Origin of the sequence: Streptomyces syringium (assembly GCF_017876625.1) — a bacterium.
Taxonomy (GTDB): domain Bacteria; phylum Actinomycetota; class Actinomycetes; order Streptomycetales; family Streptomycetaceae; genus Streptomyces; species Streptomyces syringius.
Genome location: NZ_JAGIOH010000001.1, coordinates 3,862,837 through 3,885,572, shown reverse-complemented (window position 1 = coordinate 3,885,572; position 22,736 = coordinate 3,862,837). Strand labels below are relative to the sequence as shown.

Genomic DNA, 22,736 nt, shown 5'->3' with positions numbered 1-22,736 from the left:
GTAGACTGGTAGCAATCCCGCCGGCTCGCGGGACATGCCGACCAACGCAGAACGACGCAGCCTCTCCTGCCTGCCCAGGGTGGGGTCTCCCCGCCGCAGGCAGGGGAAGGCCTGTGCTGTGCCAGAAAGGGCGCTTCGTGGCCGATTCCGGCAACCCCAACGAGAACACCACCCCTTCTCAGAACGAGGGCGCCCCAGCGGGCGCCCCCGGCGGTGAGACGGTGTCGTACGACGCCAGCGCGATCACCGTTCTGGAGGGCTTGGACGCGGTCCGCAAGCGGCCCGGTATGTACATCGGCTCCACCGGTGAGCGCGGTCTCCACCACCTTGTGTACGAGGTCGTGGACAACTCGGTCGACGAGGCGCTCGCCGGTCACGCGGACACCATCGACGTGACGATCCTGCCCGACGGCGGCGTGCGCGTCGTCGACAACGGCCGTGGCATCCCGGTGGGCATCGTCCCCTCCGAGGGGAAGCCGGCCGTCGAGGTCGTACTGACGGTGCTGCACGCGGGCGGCAAGTTCGGCGGCGGCGGTTACGCGGTCTCCGGTGGTCTGCACGGCGTCGGCGTCTCCGTCGTCAACGCCCTGTCGACGCGCGTCGCCGTCGAGGTCAAGACCGACGGCTACCGCTGGACGCAGGACTACAAGCTGGGCGTCCCGACGGCTCCGCTGGCCCAGCACGAGGCCACGGACGAGCACGGCACCTCCGTCACCTTCTGGGCCGACGGCGACATCTTCGAGACCACCGAGTACTCCTTCGAGACGCTCTCGCGGCGCTTCCAGGAGATGGCGTTCCTCAACAAGGGCCTGCGCATCTCGCTGACGGACACCCGCGCGGACCACGTCGACGAAGAGGGCAAGCCGCTGGCGGTGGACTACCACTACGAGGGCGGCATCGTCGACTTCGTGAAGTACCTCAACTCGCGCAAGGGCGAGCTGATCCACCCCACCGTCATCGACATCGAGGCCGAGGACAAGGAGCGCATGCTCTCCCTCGAGATCGCGATGCAGTGGAACAGCCAGTACAGCGAGGGTGTCTACAGCTTCGCGAACACCATCCACACCCACGAGGGCGGCACCCACGAGGAGGGCTTCCGCGCCGCGCTGACCGGTCTGATCAACCGGTACGCCCGCGAGAAGAAGCTGCTCCGCGAGAAGGACGACAACCTCACGGGTGAGGACATCCGCGAGGGTCTGACCGCGATCATCTCGATCAAGCTCGGCGAGCCGCAGTTCGAGGGCCAGACGAAGACGAAGCTCGGCAACACCGAGGCGAAGACCTTCGTCCAGAAGGTCGCCCACGAGCACCTCACGGACTGGCTCGACCGCAACCCCAACGAGGCCGCGGACATCATCCGCAAGTCGATCCAGGCCGCGACCGCCCGTGTGGCGGCCCGCAAGGCCCGTGATCTGACCCGCCGCAAGGGGCTGCTGGAGTCGGCGTCGCTGCCGGGCAAGCTCAGCGACTGCCAGTCCAACGACCCGACCAAGTGCGAGATCTTCATCGTCGAGGGTGACTCCGCCGGCGGCTCGGCCAAGTCCGGCCGCAACCCGCAGTACCAGGCGATCCTCCCGATCCGCGGCAAGATCCTCAACGTGGAGAAGGCACGGATCGACAAGATCCTGCAGAACACCGAGGTCCAGGCGCTGATCTCCGCCTTCGGCACCGGTGTGCACGAGGACTTCGACATCTCGAAGCTCCGCTATCACAAGATCATTCTGATGGCGGACGCCGACGTCGACGGCCAGCACATCAACACCCTGCTGCTCACCTTCCTCTTCCGCTTCATGCGGCCGCTGGTCGAGGCCGGGCACGTCTATCTCTCGCGCCCCCCGCTGTACAAGATCAAGTGGGGCCGGGACGACTTCGAGTACGCCTACTCCGACCGCGAGCGCGACGCGCTCATCCAGCTCGGCCGGGAGAACGGCAAGCGGATCAAGGACGACTCGGTCCAGCGCTTCAAGGGTCTCGGCGAGATGAACGCCGAGGAGCTGCGCATCACCACCATGGACGTCGACCACCGCGTGCTCGGCCAGGTCACCCTGGACGACGCGGCCCAGGCGGACGACCTGTTCTCGGTGCTCATGGGCGAGGACGTCGAGGCACGGCGCTCCTTCATCCAGCGCAACGCCAAGGACGTCCGCTTCCTCGACATCTGAGCCTGTCGGCCCACGAGAAACAGCCGCAGCGCGAAAGGACTTTGAACAGCAATGGCCGACGAGACTCCCGATACCCCTGCCTCCCCTGCCCCCGCCCCCGTGATCCCCGAGGTGACGCCCGAGGGCGCTGCCGCCCCCCTGGAGGGCGTGGGGATGCGCGTCGAGCCCGTCGGGCTCGAGACGGAGATGCAGCGCTCGTACCTCGACTACGCGATGAGCGTGATCGTCTCGCGTGCGCTCCCCGATGTGCGGGACGGCCTCAAGCCGGTCCACCGCCGGGTGCTCTACGCGATGTACGACGGCGGCTACCGGCCCGAGAAGGGCTTCTACAAGTGCGCCCGCGTCGTCGGTGACGTCATGGGTACGTACCACCCGCACGGCGACTCCTCGATCTACGACGCCCTCGTGCGCCTCGCCCAGCACTGGTCGATGCGCATGCCGCTGGTGGACTCCAACGGCAACTTCGGTTCCCCGGGCAACGACCCGGCCGCCGCCATGCGGTACACCGAGTGCAAGATGATGCCGCTGTCGATGGAGATGCTCCGGGACATCGACGAGGAGACCGTCGACTTCCAGGACAACTACGACGGCCGCAACCAGGAGCCGACGGTCCTGCCGGCCCGCTTCCCGAACCTGCTGATCAACGGCTCGGCGGGCATCGCGGTCGGTATGGCCACCAACATCCCGCCGCACAACCTGCGCGAGGTGGCCGAGGGCGCCCAGTGGTTCCTGGCGAACCCCGAGGCGACCTCCGAGGAGCTGCTCGAGGCGCTCATCGAGCGGATCAAGGGCCCCGACTTCCCGACCGGCGCCCTCGTGGTCGGCCGCAAGGGCATCGAGGAGGCCTACCGCACCGGCCGTGGCTCGATCACCATGCGCGCGGTCGTCGCCGTCGAGGAGATCCAGGGCCGTCAGTGCCTGGTCGTCACCGAGCTGCCCTACCAGGTCAACCCGGACAACCTCGCGCAGAAGATCGCCGACCTGGTGAAGGACGGCAAGGTCGGCGGCATCGCCGACGTCCGCGACGAGACGTCCTCCCGTACGGGTCAGCGTCTGGTCGTCGTGCTCAAGCGCGACGCCGTCGCCAAGGTCGTGCTCAACAACCTCTACAAGCACACCGACCTCCAGACGAACTTCGGCGCGAACATGCTGGCGCTCGTCGACGGGGTGCCGCGCACCCTCTCGATCGACGCCTTCATCCGCAACTGGGTCACCCACCAGGTCGAGGTCATCGTCCGGCGCACCCGCTTCCGGCTGCGCAAGGCCGAGGAGCGCGCCCACATCCTGCGCGGTCTGCTCAAGGCGCTCGACGCGATCGACGAGGTCATCGCGCTGATCCGGCGCAGCAACACGGTCGAGATCGCGCGCGAGGGCCTGATGGGCCTGCTGGAGATCGACGAGATCCAGGCGAACGCGATCCTGGAGATGCAGCTGCGTCGTCTGGCGGCCCTGGAGCACCAGAAGATCACCGCCGAGCACGACGAGCTCCAGGCGAAGATCAACGAGTACAACGCGATCCTCGCCTCGCCCGAGCGGCAGCGGATGATCATCAGCGAGGAACTCAACGCGATCGTCGAGAAGTTCGGCGACGACCGGCGCTCCAAGCTGATCCCCTTCGACGGTGACATGTCCATCGAGGACCTGATCGCCGAGGAGGACATCGTCGTCACCATCACCAACGGTGGCTACGTCAAGCGCACCAAGACCGAGGACTACCGCTCGCAGAAGCGCGGCGGCAAGGGCGTCCGGGGCACGAAGCTGAAGCAGGACGACATCGTCGACCACTTCTTCGTCTCCACCACGCACCACTGGCTGCTCTTCTTCACCAACAAGGGCCGGGTCTACCGCGCCAAGGCGTACGAGCTGCCGGACGCCGGCCGGGACGCGCGCGGTCAGCACGTGGCGAACCTGCTGGCCTTCCAGCCGGACGAGAAGATCGCCCAGATCCTCGCCGTCCGCGACTACGACGTCGCGCCGTACCTGGTGCTGGCCACCAAGTCCGGTCTGGTGAAGAAGACCCCGCTCAAGGACTACGACTCGCCCCGCTCCGGCGGTGTCATCGCGATCAACCTCCGGGAGACGGACAGCGGCGTCGAGGACGAGCTGATCGGCGCGGAGCTGGTCTCCGCCGAGGACGATCTGCTGCTGGTCAGCAAGAAGGCCCAGTCGATCCGCTTCACCGCCACGGACGAGGCGCTGCGCCCGATGGGCCGTGCCACCTCCGGCGTCAAGGGCATGAGCTTCCGTGAGGGTGACGAGCTGCTCTCGATGAACGTCGTCCGTGCCGGTACTTTCGTCTTCACCGCCACCGACGGTGGATACGCGAAGCGGACGAACGTCGACGAGTACCGCGTTCAGGGTCGAGGTGGCCTCGGTATCAAGGCCGCCAAGATCGTGGAGGATCGTGGCTCGCTGGTCGGCGCCCTGGTGGTCGAGGAGACCGACGAGATCCTGGCCATCACGCTCGGGGGCGGTGTCATCCGCACCCGGGTCAACGAGGTCAGGGAAACGGGCCGTGACACCATGGGCGTCCAGCTGATCAACTTGGGCAAGCGCGATGCCGTCGTGGGTATCGCCAGGAACGCCGAGGCCGGTCGCGAGGCTGAAGAGGTCGAAGAGTTGGCCGACGCAGCCGCAGGCGACGGGCCCGAGGTGGCCGAGGGCACGGAGCCCCCGGCCGAGGACACCGAGGAGTAATTCGTGAGTCGAGCCACGGGCGCCGCGGCAGGCGGTGCGGGTGCCAAGCGGCGCAGTCCCGCCGGACCCGCAACCGATAAAGCCGGCGCCCGTGGCTCCGGCGTATCCGCGGAAACCTCCGGGGCCAAGGGCAAGACCGTCCCCGCCCCCAAGGACGCGAGCACCGCGGCCAAGGGGGCTGACACCGCCCCCAAGGGCGCTGATGCCGCGGCCAAGAAGGGTGCCGACGCCGCCGAGGCCGCGAGCAAGGGTGCCGAAGCGGCCACCAAGCCTGCTGACACCACCGCTGACACCGCTGCCAAGGACGCCGGCACCGCCGCCAAGGCCGGGGAGACGCCTGCTGCCGAGGGCGGCACCATCGCCGAGGCCGAGGGGGGCCCTGTGACGGACACCAAGGAGCCGAAGCCCTACCACCCGCCGAAGGCCTACGAGCCTCCCGCGGAGCGTTCTGCTTCTGCTTCCGTTTCTGCTTCCGCTTCTGCCCCGGGCGCCGCTGCGGGCTCCGAAGGGGCCGCGCCGGCCCCCAAGGGCTCCGCTTCCCGGGGCGCCGCCCCCAAGGGCGCCGGCAAGGCCGCCAGAGCCGCTGTGAAGGCCGAGCGGCCCGCCGGGCCGCAGGCCGGCGCTTCGGTGCCGCAGCAGCGCTCCGCGCCCCGTCCGGCGCCGCGTACGCGCAAGGCACGGCTGCGGGTGGCCAAGGCCGACCCGTGGTCGGTGATGAAGGTCAGCTTCCTGCTCTCGATCGCGCTGGGCATCTGCACGATCGTGGCGGCCGGGGTGCTGTGGGGCGTCATGGACGCCATGGGCGTCTTCTCGGCCGTCGGCGGCACGATCAGCGACGCCACGGACTCCAGCGAGGGCGGCGGCTTCGACCTCCAGTCCTTCCTGTCGCTGCCTCGCGTCCTGCTCTTCACCTCCGTGATCGCGGTCATCAACGTGGTCCTGGCGACCGCCCTGGCGACGCTGGGCGCCTTTATCTACAACCTCTCCGCCGGCTTCGTCGGCGGCGTGGAGCTGACGCTCGCGGACGACGAATAACGTCCGCCCGGACCTGGGCCCGGCCGATTTTGGGACTGGGCCCAAGGTGCGCTAATCTTTCGGTGCAGCGCGGGGCTATAGCTCAGACGGTTAGAGCGCTTCCCTGATAAGGAAGAGGCCACAGGTTCAAGTCCTGTTAGCCCCACCGGCACGATCGGCCCGGACGGAGAATTCTCCGCCCGGGCCGATCTGTTTTCCCCGGAGGGGGAGTTGAGGCCGTCCGGCCCCGGTGCGGGGGATGGTGTTTCAGGTCACAACGGACCCGGCAAGGCTTCGGCACAGGTAACCGATCGGTATCGGCCGGTGTGTATCATCGGCCCCCAGAGGTCCCCTTACGTCAAGGAAAGACGAGGTCGCGCGGTGAAGAAGCTGCTCCTGGTCGCACTGGCCGCCATCGGCGGACTCCTCGTGTACCGCCAGATCCAGGCGGATCGCGCCGAGCAGGATCTGTGGACGGAGGCGACCGACTCCGTGCCCGCAGGTTCGGGTGTGTGAGACAAACGAGTCCTCAACGGGGCCCGGCCGCTGAAGCGGCCGGGCCCCGTTGTCTTTCGCCGTCCTCCCCGCGACCCGCCAGATATTCGCTATCGCAAATAAAATGATTGCGAAAGTGAATCAGCTGACCATGAGCGCCCAGATGCCGACCGCCAGGCAGAGCAGCGCGAAGACCACCACCGGGACCGCCACCTTCGGGGGCGGTCCCGATCGCTTCGGCCGCCCTGCTGCGGGTGCGGGGGCCGCCCCGCCGCCGGGGCGGCCGGCAGGCGGGGGAACGGGCCGCGGGAGCGGCTGCGGGGCGGTGTAGGGCCGGGTGGGGGGATAGGCGGGCGGAGGGGGCGCCAGGGCCGCGGGGCGCGGCTCCGAGCGGGGCTCGGAAAGGGGCTGCGGCCGGGATGCCGCATCCGATCCCGCGCCGGGGCCCGGGCCGGATTCCTGCCTGGCTTCCGGACCGGCCTCCGCACCGGATTCCGGATCGGGCTCCGCAGGGGCTGCCGCGGGTCCTTCCCCGTCGGCGTCGGGGGCCGGATCCCGGCCCGGGCAGGGCCCGTTCGGGCCGAAGCCCGGCGGCAGCGGGCCGAGCTGGTCGAAGACCTCGATGGGCTCTTCGTCGGGTCCGGGTTCGGGCAGCAGCTCCACCGCGGCCGCGAGGGCCTTCCGGGCCCCCGTGGCGGTGCGGAAGCGCGCGTACGGATCGGGTTGCAGCAGATTCGCGACCACCTGCCAGAGCGGCTCCGGCACGTCCTCGGGCGCGTTCGGCGTGCCGTGCTCGGTGAAGCGTCGTACGAGCGCCTCGGCGTCGGGTTTGCGGCCCGTGATGAGATACAGGGTCACCAGGCCGACGGCGAAGAGGTCGGCCGGGAAATCCGGCTCCTCGCCGAGCATTTGCTCCGGCGCGAAGTAACCGGGCGTGCCCATCACATAGTTGGTGTCCGTCAGCCGCGGCTCACCCTTGCGCATGGCGATCCCGAAATCGGAGAGCCGCAAATGCGGACGTCCCGTCCCGGTCGCCTCCAGGAGGATATTGGCCGGTTTGATGTCCCGGTGCACCACGCCCTCCGCGTGCACCGCCGTCAGCCCGGACAGCAATTGGTCGAGCAGTACGCACACGAACCGCGGCGGCAACGGGCCGTAATCACCGATGAGATGGGCGAGCGAGCCACCGCTCACCACGTCCATGGTGAACAGCACCTTGTCGTCGTCCGCCGCCCAGCTCATCGGCGCCAGCACATGGGGATGGTCGATCCGCAGCGCCTGTTCCCGGACGAATCTCAGCAGCGTGTGGGCGTCGCTCTGCTGAAGTACCTTCGCCGCCACATACCGCCGTCGTCGCTGGTCCCACGCCCGCCACACGGCCCCCACACCGCCGCGTCCGATCGGGTCCACCAGCTCGTACCGACCGGCGAAGACCTCACCCATCGCGCCGTTTCGCCCCCGCCCCAGCCCCGATCGGTCCCACCCCCGGCACGGTCAGCTCTGGTGGGCCTCGTAGTGGGCGACGGCTTCGGCGGTCCGTCCCGCGCCGTAGACGCGGAGGAACTCGGCGAGTTCGGGGTGGGTGGGGGCGAGCGTGCCGGCGGCGTCGATGATGTCCCCGGCGCCGGCCACGGAGCGCAGCAGCGACTGGATCTCGCGCACCACCCGGCGGACGGTCGGCGCACCGCTGCTGGCCGTCGTCTGGGTGGAGTTGAGGACCGATCCGCCGGAGGTCTTCTTGACCTCCTCCATGCGCTCGGCGGCCTCGGCGGCGCTCACGCTGCCGTCCGCGACCTGGCTGGAGAGCTCCTGCAGCGCCTGCACCCGCTGGACCACCGCGGGGTTGCCGATCTTCGCCCGCTGACCGCTCATCAGCTGCGAGAGCATGGGCGCGGACAGGCCGAGGACGGACGCGAGGCGGGCCTGGTTCAGGCCGAGATCGTCGATGAGACGGCGGAAGAGCGCCCCCAAAGGCTCCCCGTACCAGCTGCGCTGTAGCTCCCGTGCACGGGCGGTGGCTTCCTGCTGTGCTGCGTCCATCTGCGCTCTCCCCTTCGCTTCGCTGCCGCGAATCTTGCGGTGCATCCTACGGAGACCGGTAGGCCCCGGCGATACCCGGTCGGGAAAGAGCGCCGGCACCGGGTATCCTGATCGGCGAAGGGGCCTTAGCTCAGTTGGTAGAGCGCCGTCTTTGCATGGCGGATGTCAGGAGTTCGACTCTCCTAGGCTCCACTCGATAAACCCCCTGGCCTGCGGAAACGCGGCCAGGGGGTCTTTTTGTGCCGTTTTCGGCGTGCTGTCGGGCCCAGCGTGGGCCCCTCGTGGGCCCATCGGCCAGGGAGACGGCCTCCGCGCCCCGATAGCCGCCGGATAGCCGGCCGGGCAGGGGCCGATAGACGGCCCGGGAAGAGTGGTTCTCGCCAGGCAACCCCGTTGGAATGGTGAGGACTCGAAATGATCACAGCCCGTTCGCGCCCGGTGTCCGAGGAGGTGACGTCCCCGGATGCCGTCCGGCTCAGCTCGGTCGTGAAGCGGTTCACCGATGCCAAGGGAGAACGTTTCAGCGCCGTCGACGGCATCGATCTGCGCATCCGGCGCGGCGAGATCGTGGCGTTCCTCGGACCGAACGGCGCCGGCAAGACGACCACCATCGACATGCTGCTCGGGCTGACCCGGCCCGACGAGGGCTCGGTGGAGCTGTTCGGGCGCGAGCCGCAGCAGGCGGTGCGCTCCGGGCAGGTCGCCGCGGTGCTCCAGACGGGCGGGCTGCTGCCCGATCTGACCGTCGAGGCCACCGTGCGGATGCTCGGTTCGCTGCACCCGGGCTCCGACGCGGACGCGGTGCTGGTGCGGGCCGGACTCGACGGGCTGCGCGGCCGCCGCGTCGTGGAGTGCTCCGGCGGTGAGCAGCAGCGGCTGCGGTTCGCCCTCGCCCTGCTCTCCGGGCCCGAGCTGCTGGTCCTCGACGAGCCGACGGCCGGCATGGACGTCGTCGCACGCCGGGATTTCTGGGCCACGGTCCGCGAGGACGCCGGGCGCGGGATGACGGTCATGTTCGCCACGCACTACATGGAGGAGGCGGACCGGTTCGCCGACCGGGTGGTGATGATCGACCGCGGTCGCGTCGTCGCCGACGGATCGGTGTCCGAGGTGCGGTCCGCGCTCAGCGGGCGCACGGTGTCGGCGCGGATCGACGAGCCGACCGCCACCGCCCTCGCCCAGTCACCGCTGGTGCGGTCGTGCGCGCTGCGCGGCGGCCGGTACCACTTCGACACCACCGACTCCGACGCGCTGCTGCGCCTGCTGGTCGAGCGGACCTCCGCCGCCGAGATCGAGGTCACCCCGCGCAGCCTCGAAGAGGCCTTCATGACCATCACCCACCAGAGCCGTACCGTCGAGGAGGGCACCCGATGAGCGCCGCCTCCACCACCCACGGGGCACGGACCTCGCCGTTCAGCGGCGTCAACGCCGTCTTCATCGGCTACGAACTGCGCCGCCGCTTCAACCGGCAGACCACGATCTTCACGCTGCTGCTGCCGGCCGTGCTGTACCTGGCGCTGTTCCGCACCGCGCCCGATCAGGCCACGCTGCCGCACGGCAACTTCGCGGCCTGGATGATGACCGGCATCGCCGTGTACGGAGCGGCGACCGCGGCCGTCAGCTCCGCGGCCACCATCTCCGTGGAGAAGGCGTCCGGCTGGATGCGCACGATGGCGCTCACCCCGCTCGCGCCGCCCGGCTACCTCTTCGTGAAGGTGCTGTGCTCCGTGCTGATGGCGGCGGTGCCCGTGAGTATCGTCGGCGTGCTCGGCGCGTTCACCGGCGTGGAGGCCACCGCCACGGTGTGGGTGACGTCGCTGCTGGTGGCGTGGCTCGGCGCCGCCGTCTTCGCCGCGCTCGGCATCACACTGGGGCTCGCCCTCAAGCCCGAGACCGTGATGCACATGCCGGGCCTGACCATGACGGCGCTCGCGTTCCTCGGCAACCTCTTCATCCCGCTGTCCGGGACCATGCTGGAGATCTCCCGCTACTCGCCGATGTTCGGCGTCTCCACGCTCGCCCGCTACAGCCTGACCGAGGGCTACTCCTTCAGCGGCGAGCACTCCAGCCTCGCGATGGCCGTGGTCAACACCGTCGCCTGGTTCGCGGCCTTCTCCTTCATGGCCGTCCGCCGGTTCCGCAAGAGCACCGGCCGCAACTAGCGCCTGTCCGGCGGCTCTTCGCGGCTCACGCGCTCGCTGATCCACGAGGATCCGCCGGACCGGCCTCACCCCCCTCTTCGCCCCTCTTCGCCCCTCTTCGCCCCCTCTTCGCCCTTCCCGTTCCCCGACACCGGGCCCCCGCACCGGTCGATGACACCTGACACAAGGAGGTTCGAACTCATGTACGCATTCGTGGTGCCGGGGCAGGGCTCCCAGACCCCGGGCATGCTGGCCGGCTGGCTGCGCGACCCGGCGCACGCCGAGCGGCTGCGGGCCTGGTCCGAGGCCGCCGACGTGGATCTCGCGCACCTCGGCAGCAAGGCGCCGGCCGCCGAGATCGCCCGTACCGAAAACGCCCAGCCGCTGCTGGTCGCCGCCGGGCTCCTCGCCCACGAGGCGCTCAGCTCGGCCGAGGGCGCCGGGCCGGTGGTGGCCGCCGGGCACTCCGTCGGGGAGCTGACCGCAGCGGTGTACGCCGGGGCGCTCGACCCCGCCGACGCCGTGCGCCTCGCCGCGGTGCGGGGCCGGGCCATGGCCGCCGCCTGCGCCGAGGCCCCCACCTCGATGGCGGCCGTGGTCGGCGGCGACGAGGCGGCCGTCCTCGACCGCATCGCCGAACTCGGCCTGTACGCGGCCACCTTCAACGGCCCCGGCCAGATCGTCGCGGCCGGAGCCGTGACGGACCTGGAGCGGCTCGCCGCCGCCCCGCCGCCCTCCGCCACGGTCAAGCCGCTCCCGGTCGCGGGCGCCTTCCACACCCCGTACATGGAGTCCGCGCGGCAGGCCGTCGCGGTGGCGGCCGAGCGGATCCCGTTCCTGCGGCCGGCCGGGGTGCTCCTGTCGAACGCCGACGGCACCGTCGTCAGCGAGCCGGACGACATCGGCCGCCGCCTCGTCGAGCAGGTGGTCAGGCCGGTGCGCTGGGACCTGTGCCTGGACACGCTCGGCAGGATCGCGCCCGAGGTGACGGTCTGTCTGCCGCCCGCCCGCACCCTCGCGGGCATCCTCAAGCGCCAACTGCCCCAGCTCGCCGTCGTCTGCGTCACCGCGCCCCGCGACCTCGACAGGACGCGCGCCCGGCTCGACGCCGCCGCCCCCCGGAAGGAGGACCTCGTCCATGCAGGTGTCTGACCTGTTCGCACGGGCCCGCGCCGAGCGCCCCGGGCACGTCGCGCTCATCGACGCCGACGGGCCGCTGACCTACGCCGAGCTGGGTGACCGGGCCGACCGGGCCGCCGGCTGGCTGCGCAGCCAGGGGGTGTGCGCGGGGGACCGGATCGTCCACGCGGGCCCCGGCGACCGCACCTTCCTCGCCCTGCTGTGGGCCGCGTTCCGCATCGGGGCCGTGTTCGTCCCCGTCCACCCCGACCTGACCGATGACCAGGTAGAGCACATCGTGCGGGACTGCACGGCCGCCCTCGCGATCTGCCCGCCCGCCGCGGGCGCGGCCGCCCGGGCCACCGTCGAGGTGGAACGGGCCGCGCGGGAAATCGAGCAGGCACCCGCCGACTGTGCCGCCGCCGAGGTGGCGGACGACGCGGTCGCCCTGCTGATCTACACCTCCGGCACCACCGGCCGCCCCAAGGGCGTCGTCTGCCCCCACCGGCAGATCCTCGCGGCCGTCCGCGCCGTCAACGACCGCCTCGGCTACCGCGCCGACGACGTGGTGCTCTGCCGGCTGCCGCTCTCCTTCGACTACGGGCTCTACCAGGCCCTGCTGTGCGCGCTCACCGGCTCCACCCTGGTCCTCGCCGACCGGGGCGGCGACCTCGCCCTGATGCGGGCCGTCGATCGCCACGGCGTCACCGTCGTCCCGCTCGTGCCCTCGCTCGCGCAGATCCTCACGCTGCTCCAGAAGAAGCTGCGCCGTCCCACGAAGGTCCGGCTGTTCACCAACACCGGCGCCCGGCCCAGCCGCGCCGTGATGGGCGAACTGCTCGACGCCTTCCCCGGCTCCGTCTTCGCCTCCATGTACGGAATGACCGAGTGCAAGCGGATCTCGGTGCTCGACCCCGCCCTGTACGCGGACCACCCCGACTCGGTGGGCCGGGCCATCCCCGGTGACCACATACGGATCATCGGGCCGGACCGGCGGACCCTGCCGCCGGGCGAGGTCGGCGAGATCGTCGTATGGGGCGAGACCGTGATGGCCGGGTACTGGGGGATCCCGCTGGAGCGGCAGGACCGGTACGTGCGCCGCGCGGACGGCTCGCTGGAACTGCACACCGGCGACCATGGCCGGCTCGACGCCGACGGGCTGCTGTACTTCGTCGGCCGCGACGACGACATGATCAAGCGGCGCGGCGTACGGATGGGCCTGTCCGAGCTCGAGCACGCCGCCGAGCGCGTCCCCGGCGTGTACGCCGCCGTCGCCCCCCGCCCCGCCGGGGAGGACGAGCCGCTGCTGCTCGCCGTGCAGACGGCCCTCAGCCCGCACGAGGTACGCACCGCCCTCGCCCGGCACCTGGACGCGGCCCGCCTCCCCGACTCGATCGTCCCGCTCGACACCGTGCCGCTGACGGCCAACGGCAAGCCCGACCGCGCGGCCGTCGCCCGGCTGCTCATCGCCGAGGCCCACGCCGACCGGGCCACCGCCGACCAGGCCACCGACACCACCGCACCCACGAGGAACGCCCATGAACCAGTCGCAGTTTGACCAGCTCGTCGAGGAGATCTGCGCCGTGCGGGTCATCGACTCCGAAGCGCCGCTCGTGGACCTCGGCGTGGACTCGCTGCACACCGTCGCCCTGGTGATGGCCGTCGAGGACCGGTTCGGCATCGAGCTGGACCCCGACGCGCTCGCCGACTTCTCGCTCACCTCGTCGGCCGGTCTGCTGAAGATCGTGCACGAGCACCTGTCGGCCAAGGCGTCCGACACGGCGGGGAGTTGACCGCCATGTGGACCGACGTCCGACCCGCGGCCGAGATGCCGCAGCTCTTCGAGCGGGGCGGTGACCTGATCTCGTTCGCCGGCGGCCTGCCGGACCTGGACCTGCTGCCCCTGAAGGAACTCTCCGAGCAGATGGGCCGGCTGATGCGGCTCGGCGGGCGGATCGCGCTCCAGTACAGCACCCCGCACGTGGCCAAGGCCCTCGTCCCCGCGATCACCGACCTGATGGCCCGTGAGGGCGGCCGCACCGACGCCGGCAACCTCGTGCCGACCGCGGGCTCCCAGATGGGGCTGCTCGCCATCGGCCTCGGCGTCGCCGTACCGGGTGAGACCGTGCTCTGCCAGACCCCCGCCTACCCCGGCGCGGCCGCCGCCTTCCGCACGGCGGGACTGCGGCTGCACGGCGCCCCCGAGGACGCCGGGGGACTCGACCCGCAGGCGCTGCCCGCGACCGTGGCACGGCTGCGTGCCGAGGGGCAGCGGGTGCGGATGCTGTACTGCAACCCGACCTTCCAGAACCCCACCGGCGCCACGCTGTCCGTGGAGCGTCGCCACCAGCTCCTCGACGCCGCACGGGAAGCGGACCTGCTGATCGTCGAGGACAACCCGTACGGGCTGCTCGGCTTCGACGGGCGTACCGTCCAGACCCTCCAGGGCCTCGACCCGGAGAACGTCATCCATCTCGGGACGTTCTCCAAGGTCTTCGCCCCCGGCCTGCGCTGCGGCTGGATCGCCGCGCCCGCGCCGCTCGCCGAGCGACTGCGCCGCACCACTGAGGTCATGGCGCTGTCCCCGTCGGCGTTCACCCAGGCCGCGCTGGCCGCTTTCCACGCCCGCAGCGGGTGGGATGCGCTGATCGACGCCTACCGGGAGCGCTACCGGGAGCGGTGCGGCCTGATGGCCGACGCGCTCGAGGACGAGCTGGGCACGGACGGGCCCTGGCAGTGGCGGCGGCCGGACGGCGGCTTCTACCTGTGGCTGCGGCACACGGCCGGCGCCGACACCCGGCGCCTGGCGCTCGCCGCCGCGGAACAGGGCGTCTCCTTCGTGCCGGGCACCCACTTCGGACTCGACGGGGAGGGCGGCGACGCGCTCCGGCTCGCCTTCAGCAACGTCCCCCGCGGCCGCATCGCCGAGGGCGTCTCCCGTCTCGCGGCCGTGCTGCGCGGCGCGGAAGCGGACGCGGGAGCCGACGTCGAGGGGCGGACCGTATGACCGGCACCCGTACTGCACTGCGCGCGCACGACTGGGCCGACTTCCGGCCCACCCGGCGCCTCGGTGACAGCGAGTGGCACATGTGGGGCGTCGGGCTGCTGCGCAGCGCCGGGTTCCCCGCCTCGGGTCTCGCCCTGCTCGGCGGGCCGGGCGCCGCCGCCGCTGCCGACCGCGGCGACCGGGACGCCTTCGCCGCCGCCTACCGCGCCGACAGCGAGGCCGAGGCATGCCGCCTGGCCGTCCTCGCCCGCGACGAGAAGGTCCGTACGGCCATCGCCTGGCAGAACCGGACCGTCTACCGCGTCCTCGACGCGCTCGCCGCGGGGACCGGCAAGGACTCCAAGCGCAAGCAGCGCGAACGCACCCTCGCCATGTACTGGCTGCGCTACTGCGCCAAGGCCGAGACAATCGGCTTCTTCGGCCCGGCCGCCTGGATCTCCGTCGGACGCTCGCGTGAGGCGCTCGCGGTGGACCACGGCGAGCGGCTCGTCGCACGGAGCCGTACGTTCTTCGAGCGCTGGGCGCTGGCCGCCCTCGCGGACTGGATGGTCGCCCAGCCCGGTGCCCGCTGGTGGTTCCCGCCGCTGCCGCGCCCCGACGTCCACCTCGACGGCGACCGGCTGCTCCTGCCGGGCGGCCGCGTCATGCGGCTGCGCCCGGAGGACCGCCAGGTCCTCGCGTACGCGGACGGCGAGCGCAACGGCGCGGCGATCACCGAGGCCCTCCTCCGTGAGGACGGCCGGCCGGCGGACGGGGCGCGGGACCGCGTCGAGAAGATCCTGACGCGGCTGCTCAAGCAGCGCGTGCTGACCTGGGACGCCAACATCCCGGTCGACGTGCGGGCCGAGCGGATCCTGCGGCGGCGCGTGGCCGCCGTCGCCGACCCCGAGCTGTTCGTGCGCTTCGAGGCGGTCCTCACCGAGCTCGACCGGCACCGTAACGCCGTCGACGCGGCCGGCTCCGCCGACGAGCTCGCCGAGTGCCTCGACGCGCTGGACACCTTCTTCGTCCGTACGACCGGACTCGACGCGTCCCGCGACGAGGGCAAGGCGTACGCGGGCCGCACCCTCTGCTACCAGGACGCGGTGCGCGACTGCCGGGTCGAGCTCGGCACCGACTTCCTGGACGCCGTCGCCCGCCCGCTCGCCCTGGTGGCGGACGCGGCGGACTGGTTCGGCAACCGGCTCGTGGAACTGGTCGAGACGGAGGTCGCCGCTCTCGTACGGGCCGCCGCCGCGCGGCGCGCGACCGTCACGCTGGCCGACGTGTGGCCGCAGGTGCTCGGCCTGTTCTGGGGCGACGGCGCCGCACCGGTGCACACCGCGACCCGGGAACTGGCCGAGAAGTGGCGCCAGGTGCTGGACCCGGTGGGCGCCGCGCGGGTCGATCTGCGGGTCGATCTGCGGGTCGAGGACGTCGAGGAGAGGGTGCGTGCCGCCTTCGCCACCGGTCCGGTCCGCTCGCCCCATCTCGCCCTGCACAGCCCGGACCTGCAAGTGGCCCAGGGGGCGGACGGGGACCTGACCGTCGTCCTCGGCGAGCTGCACGCCTGTCTCGCCACCTGTGACCTGCCGTTCCTCGACTGGACCGGCGACACGGGCTCCCTGCGCGACAAGGTGAACGCCGCGATCGACGCCCCGCGCCTGGTGCCGCTGCTCCCGGTCGACTGGAAGCGCAACAGCGGCCGTATGGTGCCCGCGCCCATCGGCGCGGGTGACCGGCTCATCGGCTTCACCCGGGCTCCTTTCGACGACCGCTCCCGCATCGACGCGGCCGTCGCGATCACCCTGGCCGACCGGGACGGCACGGTCACCGCCACCACGCCCGACGGGCGCGAGTGGAGCATGGCCGAGCTGCTCGCCGTACCGGTGTCGATCATCGCCGCGGACGCCTTCAAGATCGGGCTCGACCGGCCGCACGCCCCGCGCGTCACCCTCGACGGGCTGGTCCTGTTCCGGGAGACCTGGCGGGTGCCGGCCGGGGAGATCCCGCTGGCCGCCAAGCCCGACCGGGAGGGCGACTACCTCGCCGTACGGCGATGGCTGCGCGAACGCGGGCTGCCCGACCAGGCGTTCGTGAAGTTCCCGCAGGAGACGAAGCCGTCCCTGGTCGACTTCACCAGCCCCACCCTCGTGCTCTCCTTCGCCAACCTCGTCCGCCGCGCCCGGCGTCTCGACGCGGACGCCACGGTGATCCTCAGCGAGCCGCTGCCCCACCCGGAGGACTCCTGGCTGACGGACGCCGAGGGCGAGCGCTACGTCAGCGAACTCCGGGTCCAGATCAGCAGAAAGGTACCGGCATGACCGTGGTCTCCTCCGCCGCGGCGATCAGCGCCGTCACCGCGGCCCGTCCCGGCCGTCCGGACATCCTCGCGACGATCGGCGCCACTCCCCTGGTCGCCCTCGACCGGCTCTTCCCGCCGACGCGCTTCCAGGTGTGGGGCAAGTGCGAGCGGTTCAACCCCGGCGGGTCCATCAAGGACCGCGCCGCCCGCTCCATGATCGAACACGCCCTGTCCACGGGGGAGCTGGTGCCCGGCGTCTCCACCGTCGTGGAGTCCTCCTCCGGGAACCTGGGCATCGCCCTCGCCCAGCTGTGCAACTTCTACCGGCTCGAACTGATCTGTGTCGTCGACCCGCGGACGACCACCCAGAACGTCGCGATCATGCGGGCGTACGGGGCGACGGTCGAGGTGGTGGACCGGGATCCGGAGACCGGCGAGTACCTGCCCTCCCGGCTCCGGCGGGTGCGCGAACTCCTGCGTACGGTGCCCGACGCCTACTGGCCCGACCAGTACGGCAACGAGTACAACGCCCGCGCCCACCACCACACCATGCGCGAGATCCACCAAGCGCTCCCGCAGGCCCCCGACTACCTCTTCGTCGCCGCCGGGACCACCGGCACGCTGCGCGGCTGCGCCGAGTACATCGCCGCCGAGGGCCTGCCCACCCGGCTGGTGGCGGTGGACGCGGTGGGCAGCGTGATCTTCGGCCCGCCCGAGCCCTGGGAACGCGCACACCGCCGCACCATCCCCGGCCACGGCGCGGCCGTGGTCCCGCCGCTGCTGCGCCCCGGGCTCGCGGACCGGGTGGTGAAGGTGACCGACCTGGACTGCGTACGCGGCTGCCGGAGCCTCCTGGCGAAGGAGTCGATCCTCGCGGGCGGCTCGTCCGGCGCGGTCACGGCGGCCCTGCTGGACGCCGAGTCCTGGATCGAACCCGGCGCCACCTGCGTCGCGATCCTTCCCGACGGCGGCGACCGCTACCTCGACACGATCTACAGCGACGCCTGGGTGGAGTCCCGCCTCGGCTGACCGCCGCCCTCCCCCGCACCGCCGCATCCACTCACCTTTCGTACGAAGGAATCGACCAGTCATGAGAATCCTCGGTCGCGAGGACGTCGCCGCCGCGCTCGCCGGCCTCGACGCCACCGTGCTCGACGCGGTCCGCGCCGCGTATGTGCTGCACGGCCAGGGCAGCTCGGAGGTGCCGTTCTCCGGCTTCCTGCGCCCGCCCGGCAACTCCGGCTCCCGCGTGATCTCCCTGCCCGCCTACCTGGGCGGCCCCGAGCCCGTCATGGGCCTGAAGTGGATCTCGTCCTTCCCCGCCAACGTCGAGCGGGGCCTTCAGCGCGCCTCCTCGGTGCAGATCCTCAACGACCTCGACACCGGCTACCCGACCGCCGTCCTGGAGGCCAGCCAGATATCGGCGTCGCGCACCGCGGCGTCGGCGGCGCTCGCCAGCCGGGCGCTGCACGGTGACCGTCCGGTCAGTACCCTCGGCCTGATCGGCTGCGGCACCATCAACCGGCGCGTGCTGGACTTCCTCGCGCTGGTCCACCCCGAACTGCGGACCGTCACCCTCCAGGACGCGGTGCCGGGCCGCGCCGAGACCCTCGCCGCCCAGCTCTCCGCCGAGCGGCCCGCGTTGACGTTCCTCGCGGGTGACCTGGACGACGCGCTGCGCGCCGACACCGTCTCCCTCGCGACCACCGACTCCACGTACTGGCTCGACCTCGCCGCCCACCCCGACCGCCCCGGGCACCAGGTGATCCTGCACCTGTCGCTGCGCGACCTCAGCACGGCCTCCGTCCTGAACGCGTACAACGTGGTCGACGACAGCGACCACGTGCTGCGCGAGCAGACCTCGCTGCACCGTGCCGAGCAGGAGACGGGGCACCGCCGCTTCGTGGACGCCGAGATCGCCACCGTCCTCGGCCGGGGCGAGGCATCGAGTGCGGCCCCGGTGACGGAGAAGACCGTCGTCTTCTCGCCGTTCGGCCTCGGCATCCTCGACCTGGCCGTCGCCCGGGCGGTCCTGGAGGCCGCCACCCGCCACGGCATCGGCAGCGAGGCCGAAGGCTTCGATCCCGGCCGGCACCACGTCACCGCGGCCATGGCAGGAGGCACGGCATGAGCTTCCTGTTCCCCGAGGGCACCCGGGCCCTGGTCACCGGGGCCTCGCGCGGCATCGGCGCGGCCACCGCGCTCGCGCTCGCCGAGCACGGCTGCGACGTCGCCCTGAACTACCGGTCCAGTGCCGGCAAGGCGGAGCAGGTCGCGGAGCGGATCCGCGCCCTGGGCCGCGAGGCGCTCCTCGTCCAGGCCGATGTGGCGGACGAGGAGCAGGTCACCGCCATGTTCAAGCGGATCCGCACCGAATGGGGGCCGGTCCAGGTCGCCGTCCTGAACTCCGGGGTGACCGCCGACGGCCATCTCGCCGCCATGAGCAGCGGCAAGTGGCGGGAGGTCATCGACACCAACCTCACCGGCGCCTTCCTCACCGCCCGCGAGGCAACCAAGCAGATGTACGCGGACGGCGGCTCCATTGTCCTGATCGCCTCCACCAGCGGCATCGCGGGGCGGGCCGGGCAGGCCAATTACGCCGCCAGCAAGGGCGGAGTGATCTCGCTGGCCAAGACCCTCTCGCTCGAAGTGGCGCCGCGCGGTATCCGGGTCAACGTCGTGGCCCCCGGGTTCATCGACACCGACATGGTCAAGAAGGTCCCCCCGGCCCGTCTGAAGGAAGCGCTCCAGGCGATCCCCCTCGGCCGCACCGGAACCCCCGCCGAGGTCGCCCAGGCCACCGTCTTCATGGCCTCTCCCGCCGCCTCGTACATCACCGGGAAGGTGCTCACCGTCGACGGCGGAATGATCCCCAACTGATCTTGTCCATCACGCACTTGCACGCACTGAGGAGAACACCCATATGTCCACTGCCACCTTCGAAGACGTCCGCACCCGGGGCGAGGCCCGTCTCGCCAAGAACATGAAGATCAAGTCGATGATCATCGACCGGCTCGGGCTCGATGTCGAGCCGGCGGTCGTCTCCGACAACCAGCCGCTGTTCGGCCGGGGCCTGGAGATGGACTCGCTGGACACGCTGGAGATCGTCGTCATGGTCAACAACGAGTACGACGTGCTGATCAGCGACGACGACTTCGAGGCCTTCGGCTCCATCAACGCCCTGGTCGACTTCATCGAGGACCGCGAGGCCGCCGCGTGAGCCCGGCCCCCGGCCTCCTCGACGCCCCGGACAAGGACAAGGCGCGCAAGGGCCTGAGCTACTCGTCCGACGACATCAAGCGGATGCTGCCGCACCGCTGGCCGATGCTGATGATCGACCGCGCCTACGACGTCGTACCGGGCGTCTCGGGACGCGGGGTCAAGAGCGTCTCCGTCAACGAGCCGTTCTTCGCCGGGCACTACCCCGACCACTCGATCATGCCGGGCGTGCTGATCGTCGAGGCGATGGCCCAGCTCGTGGCCGTCGTCTACGTCGCGGAGATCCTCGAGAACACCGCGGACAGCGGGAGCACCGCGGAGAGCGACGCCTCGCGGAGCGTCGGCTACCTGGGCTCCATCAGCAACATGAAGTTCTCCCGGCTCGTCGTCCCCGGCGACCAACTCACCCTCGACGCCAAGCTCGGGCAGCGGCTCGGCGGCCTGCGCCAGGTGAAGGTGCGGGCGAGCGTCGGCTCCGAACTCGCCGCCGCCGGGACCCTCGTCGTCACCACCGGCCGCAAGGGCTGAACCCCACCACACCAGCGACAGACAGAAGGAGGTGTGTCCATGTCCCTCACGATCCGCCCGTACCAGGAGGGCGACGCGCACGTCATCGCGGAGCTGTACAACCGCCACCGCGACAACCCCAACCCGGTCGCCGGGGGCATCACCGGCGCCGACCTCGCCCGGGAACTGGCCGAGCGGGAGACGGCGATGTTCCTCGTGGCCATGGACGACGAGCGGCTCGTGGGCACGTTCGGCCTGTTCCACAACACCGGCCGGCGCTCGGCCCGGGCCGGTGAACTCATCGCGGACATGTTCTTCGTCCACCCCGCCCACCGGGGCGGCATGGTCACGGGCCGGCTGTTCACCGAGGCCGTCGAGTGGATGATGCGCTCCGGCTGCCTGGTGCTGCGGCTGACCGTCAACCCGGCGAACACCGTGGCGTTCCGGCTCTACCGGCGCGTCGGCTGCGTCTCGGTGGGCCGGGCCGTCCCCGGCGAGGACGGCAACGTCGAATTGCACAACTACATCCCCCTCGTGCTGCGCAGCGTCTTCGCGGACCTGGGGGAGCGGGCCACGGCCGCCCTCGGCAGCCTGACCAGCTTCGCCTCCGTCAGCGAGTCCCGCGACGACGAGCTCAGCTCCGACGTACGGGTGGTGGACGGGGTCCGCACCATCGACTACTGCCTGGCGCTCGGCGAGTTCCGGATCGACGCCACCGTGGACGTGGACCGGGGGGCCGTGCGCGAGGCCCGTCTCACCGAGCCCGGCGGCGAGGTGCGTGCGCTGCGGATCACACCGGCGCCGTACCGGGTGCGCGACGTGCGCGGCGTCGCGCCGTACCGCTTCACCGAGGGCGCCCTCACCTGTGAGGTGGACGGCGAGGACGGCACGGTGCGCGTCCTGGCCGACGGGCACCTGGGCCCGGTGTTCGTCTCGACCTGGCCCAGCTGCCGCGCCGACCGCCCGGCCGGCTGGCGCGAGGGCGAGCCGCGCGACCTCACCCTGGAGCCGGCCTGTGGCGGGGTCCGGGTCACCGAGCGGCACGGCGACGACACGGTCACCGGCACCTTCACCCTCGACGGCACGGCCCTGCTCCAGGAGTTCACCCGCACCGGGTCCGCCACCGGCCGCGTCTTCCAGACCGTCGGCCTGCGCCAGGGCGTCTTCACCGACGCCGAAGGACAGGCACACCCGATCGGCCTCGGCCTGGGGGTGCGCGACGCCTCCGAGGTCGTCGCCGCCTCCCGCACCGCCCCGGTCGGCGGCGTGCTGACGTGGCAGGGGAGCGACGTACGACTCTCGCTGCCGGTCGACGGCCGGGTCCGGCTCGTCCACAGCACCCTCCTGGAGCGCGGTCTCACCCCCGGTCCGGACGGCGTCGCCCGGATGCGCACCGAGATCCGTCCGGGCCGTGCGGTCCCCGCGCGCGACCTGGAGGTGCACGCCGGTGCGGGCGGCGTCACCGTCTGGCGGGAGGGCACCACCAAGGTGCTGCGCAGCCCCTACCCCCGCACTCGCTCCTACGGCTATCACCCCCACTGGTCCGCGGGCCTGTGGGTCACCCGGGAGAACAGCCGGCACGACCGGGCCGCCGGGCTCGGCTGGGGGGTGCCGGACACCGGCGCCTGGGAGGAGAAGCACCCGCTCGGCCTGTACGCCCCGGGCACCGGCCTCGGCTGGGAGATCACCCCCGCCGACGGCGGCCTCCGCGTCGACGTCCGCGCCCCCGGCACGGACCGCGAGAGCGTCCTGTGGCTCACCCCGTACGCCCCCCTCACCACGTCCGTCGTCCTCGAATCGGCCGGGGAGCGCTGGGAGCTGAGCTCCGGTGACTTCCGCCAGGTGTGGGCGCGGCGGGCCTCGGTCCGGCTCTCCGACGGGCGCTGGCTGCACTGCGCGCCCGCCGCCTCCCCGGGCGACGAACTCGTGCTGCGCTCCACCTCCTCCGGCCTGCTCGTCGGCGGGGTCTCCGCCGCCGAGGAGAGCGCCTGGCTGCTCTCCGTGCACGACGGCCCCTTTTCTTCCTGAACCGTTCATCCGAAAGGCACCAC

The 22,736-nt window shown here is 71.5% G+C and carries 19 protein-coding genes and 2 tRNA genes; 19 read left to right on the top strand and 2 right to left on the bottom strand.

Going from position 1 to position 22,736, the window contains the following annotated elements; translation table 11 throughout:
* The first annotated feature begins 137 nt into the window (after positions 1–137).
* The 5 genes from gyrB to JO379_RS17135 all read left to right on the top strand — a co-directional run bounded on the left by gyrB (position 138) and on the right by JO379_RS17135 (position 6,389).
* Positions 138–2,162, top strand: a complete 2,025-nt coding sequence (gene gyrB, locus JO379_RS17155; RefSeq protein ID WP_495276342.1) for a DNA topoisomerase (ATP-hydrolyzing) subunit B — start codon at positions 138–140, stop codon at positions 2,160–2,162.
* Between the two features lie 51 nt (positions 2,163–2,213).
* On the top strand, positions 2,214–4,859 hold the full coding sequence (gene gyrA / locus JO379_RS17150; RefSeq protein ID WP_130878592.1) for a DNA gyrase subunit A: 2,646 nt from the start codon (positions 2,214–2,216) through the stop codon (positions 4,857–4,859).
* A gap of 381 nt (positions 4,860–5,240) precedes the next feature.
* Positions 5,241–5,894, top strand: coding sequence for a DUF3566 domain-containing protein (locus JO379_RS17145; protein WP_209518730.1), 654 nt, complete (start codon positions 5,241–5,243; stop codon positions 5,892–5,894).
* A gap of 71 nt (positions 5,895–5,965) precedes the next feature.
* Positions 5,966–6,039 (top strand) — tRNA-Ile (locus JO379_RS17140).
* Between the two features lie 215 nt (positions 6,040–6,254).
* On the top strand, positions 6,255–6,389 hold the full coding sequence (locus JO379_RS17135; RefSeq protein WP_003958712.1) for a DLW-39 family protein: 135 nt from the start codon (positions 6,255–6,257) through the stop codon (positions 6,387–6,389).
* A 120-nt stretch (positions 6,390–6,509) separates the two neighbouring features.
* Here JO379_RS17135 and JO379_RS17130 read toward each other — a convergent pair whose 3' ends face one another.
* Positions 6,510–7,811, bottom strand: coding sequence for a serine/threonine-protein kinase (locus tag JO379_RS17130; RefSeq protein ID WP_209515624.1), 1,302 nt, complete (start codon positions 7,809–7,811; stop codon positions 6,510–6,512).
* A gap of 51 nt (positions 7,812–7,862) precedes the next feature.
* The gene (locus JO379_RS17125) at positions 7,863–8,408 is read right to left on the bottom strand and encodes a helix-turn-helix domain-containing protein (RefSeq protein WP_130878594.1); all 546 of its coding nucleotides are present in this window, start codon (positions 8,406–8,408) and stop codon (positions 7,863–7,865) included.
* A gap of 119 nt (positions 8,409–8,527) precedes the next feature.
* Here JO379_RS17125 and JO379_RS17120 point away from each other — a divergent pair.
* From JO379_RS17120 to JO379_RS17055, 14 genes are all read left to right on the top strand, one after another.
* Positions 8,528–8,600: transfer RNA gene (locus JO379_RS17120), tRNA-Ala, on the top strand.
* Positions 8,601–8,822: 222 nt separating this feature from the next.
* Positions 8,823–9,782, top strand: coding sequence for an ABC transporter ATP-binding protein (locus JO379_RS17115; RefSeq protein WP_130878595.1), 960 nt, complete (start codon positions 8,823–8,825; stop codon positions 9,780–9,782).
* Positions 9,779–10,570: an ABC transporter permease gene (locus JO379_RS17110; RefSeq protein ID WP_130878596.1), complete on the top strand. Its 792-nt coding sequence runs from the start codon at positions 9,779–9,781 to the stop codon at positions 10,568–10,570. Before JO379_RS17115 ends, JO379_RS17110 begins: the two co-directional genes overlap by 4 nt.
* Positions 10,571–10,750: 180 nt before the next feature.
* Complete coding sequence (locus JO379_RS17105; protein ID WP_209515619.1) at positions 10,751–11,701, top strand: ACP S-malonyltransferase; 951 nt, start codon at positions 10,751–10,753, stop codon at positions 11,699–11,701.
* The gene (locus JO379_RS17100) at positions 11,688–13,226 is read left to right on the top strand and encodes a class I adenylate-forming enzyme family protein (RefSeq protein ID WP_209515616.1); all 1,539 of its coding nucleotides are present in this window, start codon (positions 11,688–11,690) and stop codon (positions 13,224–13,226) included. Before JO379_RS17105 ends, JO379_RS17100 begins: the two co-directional genes overlap by 14 nt.
* Complete coding sequence (locus JO379_RS17095; protein ID WP_130878599.1) at positions 13,207–13,461, top strand: acyl carrier protein; 255 nt, start codon at positions 13,207–13,209, stop codon at positions 13,459–13,461. The genes JO379_RS17100 and JO379_RS17095 overlap by 20 nt, the downstream gene beginning before the upstream one ends.
* A 5-nt stretch (positions 13,462–13,466) precedes the next feature.
* A complete protein-coding gene (locus JO379_RS17090; RefSeq protein WP_209515613.1) occupies positions 13,467–14,675 on the top strand; it encodes an aminotransferase-like domain-containing protein in 1,209 nt (402 codons plus the stop codon).
* Complete coding sequence (locus JO379_RS17085; RefSeq protein WP_209515610.1) at positions 14,672–16,978, top strand: lantibiotic dehydratase; 2,307 nt, start codon at positions 14,672–14,674, stop codon at positions 16,976–16,978. The genes JO379_RS17090 and JO379_RS17085 overlap by 4 nt, the downstream gene beginning before the upstream one ends.
* Entirely contained in the window at positions 16,975–17,988 is a 1,014-nt protein-coding gene (sbnA, locus tag JO379_RS17080) for a 2,3-diaminopropionate biosynthesis protein SbnA (protein WP_209515607.1), read from the top strand. Before JO379_RS17085 ends, sbnA begins: the two co-directional genes overlap by 4 nt.
* A gap of 61 nt (positions 17,989–18,049) precedes the next feature.
* Positions 18,050–19,090: a 2,3-diaminopropionate biosynthesis protein SbnB gene (gene sbnB / locus JO379_RS17075; protein WP_130878602.1), complete on the top strand. Its 1,041-nt coding sequence runs from the start codon at positions 18,050–18,052 to the stop codon at positions 19,088–19,090.
* Positions 19,087–19,839 (top strand): 3-oxoacyl-ACP reductase FabG, encoded by a 753-nt coding sequence (gene fabG, locus JO379_RS17070; RefSeq protein WP_209515604.1) that lies wholly within the window; start codon positions 19,087–19,089, stop codon positions 19,837–19,839. Before sbnB ends, fabG begins: the two co-directional genes overlap by 4 nt.
* 43 nt (positions 19,840–19,882) lie before the next feature.
* A complete protein-coding gene (locus JO379_RS17065) occupies positions 19,883–20,179 on the top strand; it encodes an acyl carrier protein (protein ID WP_130878604.1) in 297 nt (98 codons plus the stop codon).
* The gene (gene fabZ / locus JO379_RS17060) at positions 20,176–20,706 is read left to right on the top strand and encodes a 3-hydroxyacyl-ACP dehydratase FabZ (protein ID WP_130878605.1); all 531 of its coding nucleotides are present in this window, start codon (positions 20,176–20,178) and stop codon (positions 20,704–20,706) included. The genes JO379_RS17065 and fabZ overlap by 4 nt, the downstream gene beginning before the upstream one ends.
* Before the next feature lie 39 nt (positions 20,707–20,745).
* Positions 20,746–22,713 (top strand): GNAT family N-acetyltransferase, encoded by a 1,968-nt coding sequence (locus JO379_RS17055; RefSeq protein ID WP_130878606.1) that lies wholly within the window; start codon positions 20,746–20,748, stop codon positions 22,711–22,713.
* The last annotated feature ends 23 nt before the right edge of the window (positions 22,714–22,736 follow it).

Excerpts from the sequence above, each read along its gene's own strand:
- fabG (WP_209515604.1), top strand. The coding sequence starts at position 19,087 with ATGAGCTTCCTGTTCCCCGAGGGCACCCGGGCCCTGGTCACCGGGGCC.
- sbnB (WP_130878602.1), top strand. The coding sequence starts at position 18,050 with ATGAGAATCCTCGGTCGCGAGGACGTCGCCGCCGCGCTCGCCGGCCTC.
- JO379_RS17110 (WP_130878596.1), top strand. The coding sequence starts at position 9,779 with ATGAGCGCCGCCTCCACCACCCACGGGGCACGGACCTCGCCGTTCAGC.
- JO379_RS17125 (WP_130878594.1), bottom strand. The coding sequence starts at position 8,408 with ATGGACGCAGCACAGCAGGAAGCCACCGCCCGTGCACGGGAGCTACAG.
- JO379_RS17085 (WP_209515610.1), top strand. The coding sequence starts at position 14,672 with ATGACCGGCACCCGTACTGCACTGCGCGCGCACGACTGGGCCGACTTC.
- sbnA (WP_209515607.1), top strand. The coding sequence starts at position 16,975 with ATGACCGTGGTCTCCTCCGCCGCGGCGATCAGCGCCGTCACCGCGGCC.
- JO379_RS17100 (WP_209515616.1), top strand. The coding sequence starts at position 11,688 with ATGCAGGTGTCTGACCTGTTCGCACGGGCCCGCGCCGAGCGCCCCGGG.
- gyrA (WP_130878592.1), top strand. The coding sequence starts at position 2,214 with ATGGCCGACGAGACTCCCGATACCCCTGCCTCCCCTGCCCCCGCCCCC.
- JO379_RS17130 (WP_209515624.1), bottom strand. The coding sequence starts at position 7,811 with ATGGGTGAGGTCTTCGCCGGTCGGTACGAGCTGGTGGACCCGATCGGA.
- JO379_RS17055 (WP_130878606.1), top strand. The coding sequence starts at position 20,746 with ATGTCCCTCACGATCCGCCCGTACCAGGAGGGCGACGCGCACGTCATC.
- JO379_RS17115 (WP_130878595.1), top strand. The coding sequence starts at position 8,823 with ATGATCACAGCCCGTTCGCGCCCGGTGTCCGAGGAGGTGACGTCCCCG.
- JO379_RS17065 (WP_130878604.1), top strand. The coding sequence starts at position 19,883 with ATGTCCACTGCCACCTTCGAAGACGTCCGCACCCGGGGCGAGGCCCGT.
- JO379_RS17105 (WP_209515619.1), top strand. The coding sequence starts at position 10,751 with ATGTACGCATTCGTGGTGCCGGGGCAGGGCTCCCAGACCCCGGGCATG.
- JO379_RS17090 (WP_209515613.1), top strand. The coding sequence starts at position 13,467 with ATGTGGACCGACGTCCGACCCGCGGCCGAGATGCCGCAGCTCTTCGAG.
- JO379_RS17095 (WP_130878599.1), top strand. The coding sequence starts at position 13,207 with ATGAACCAGTCGCAGTTTGACCAGCTCGTCGAGGAGATCTGCGCCGTG.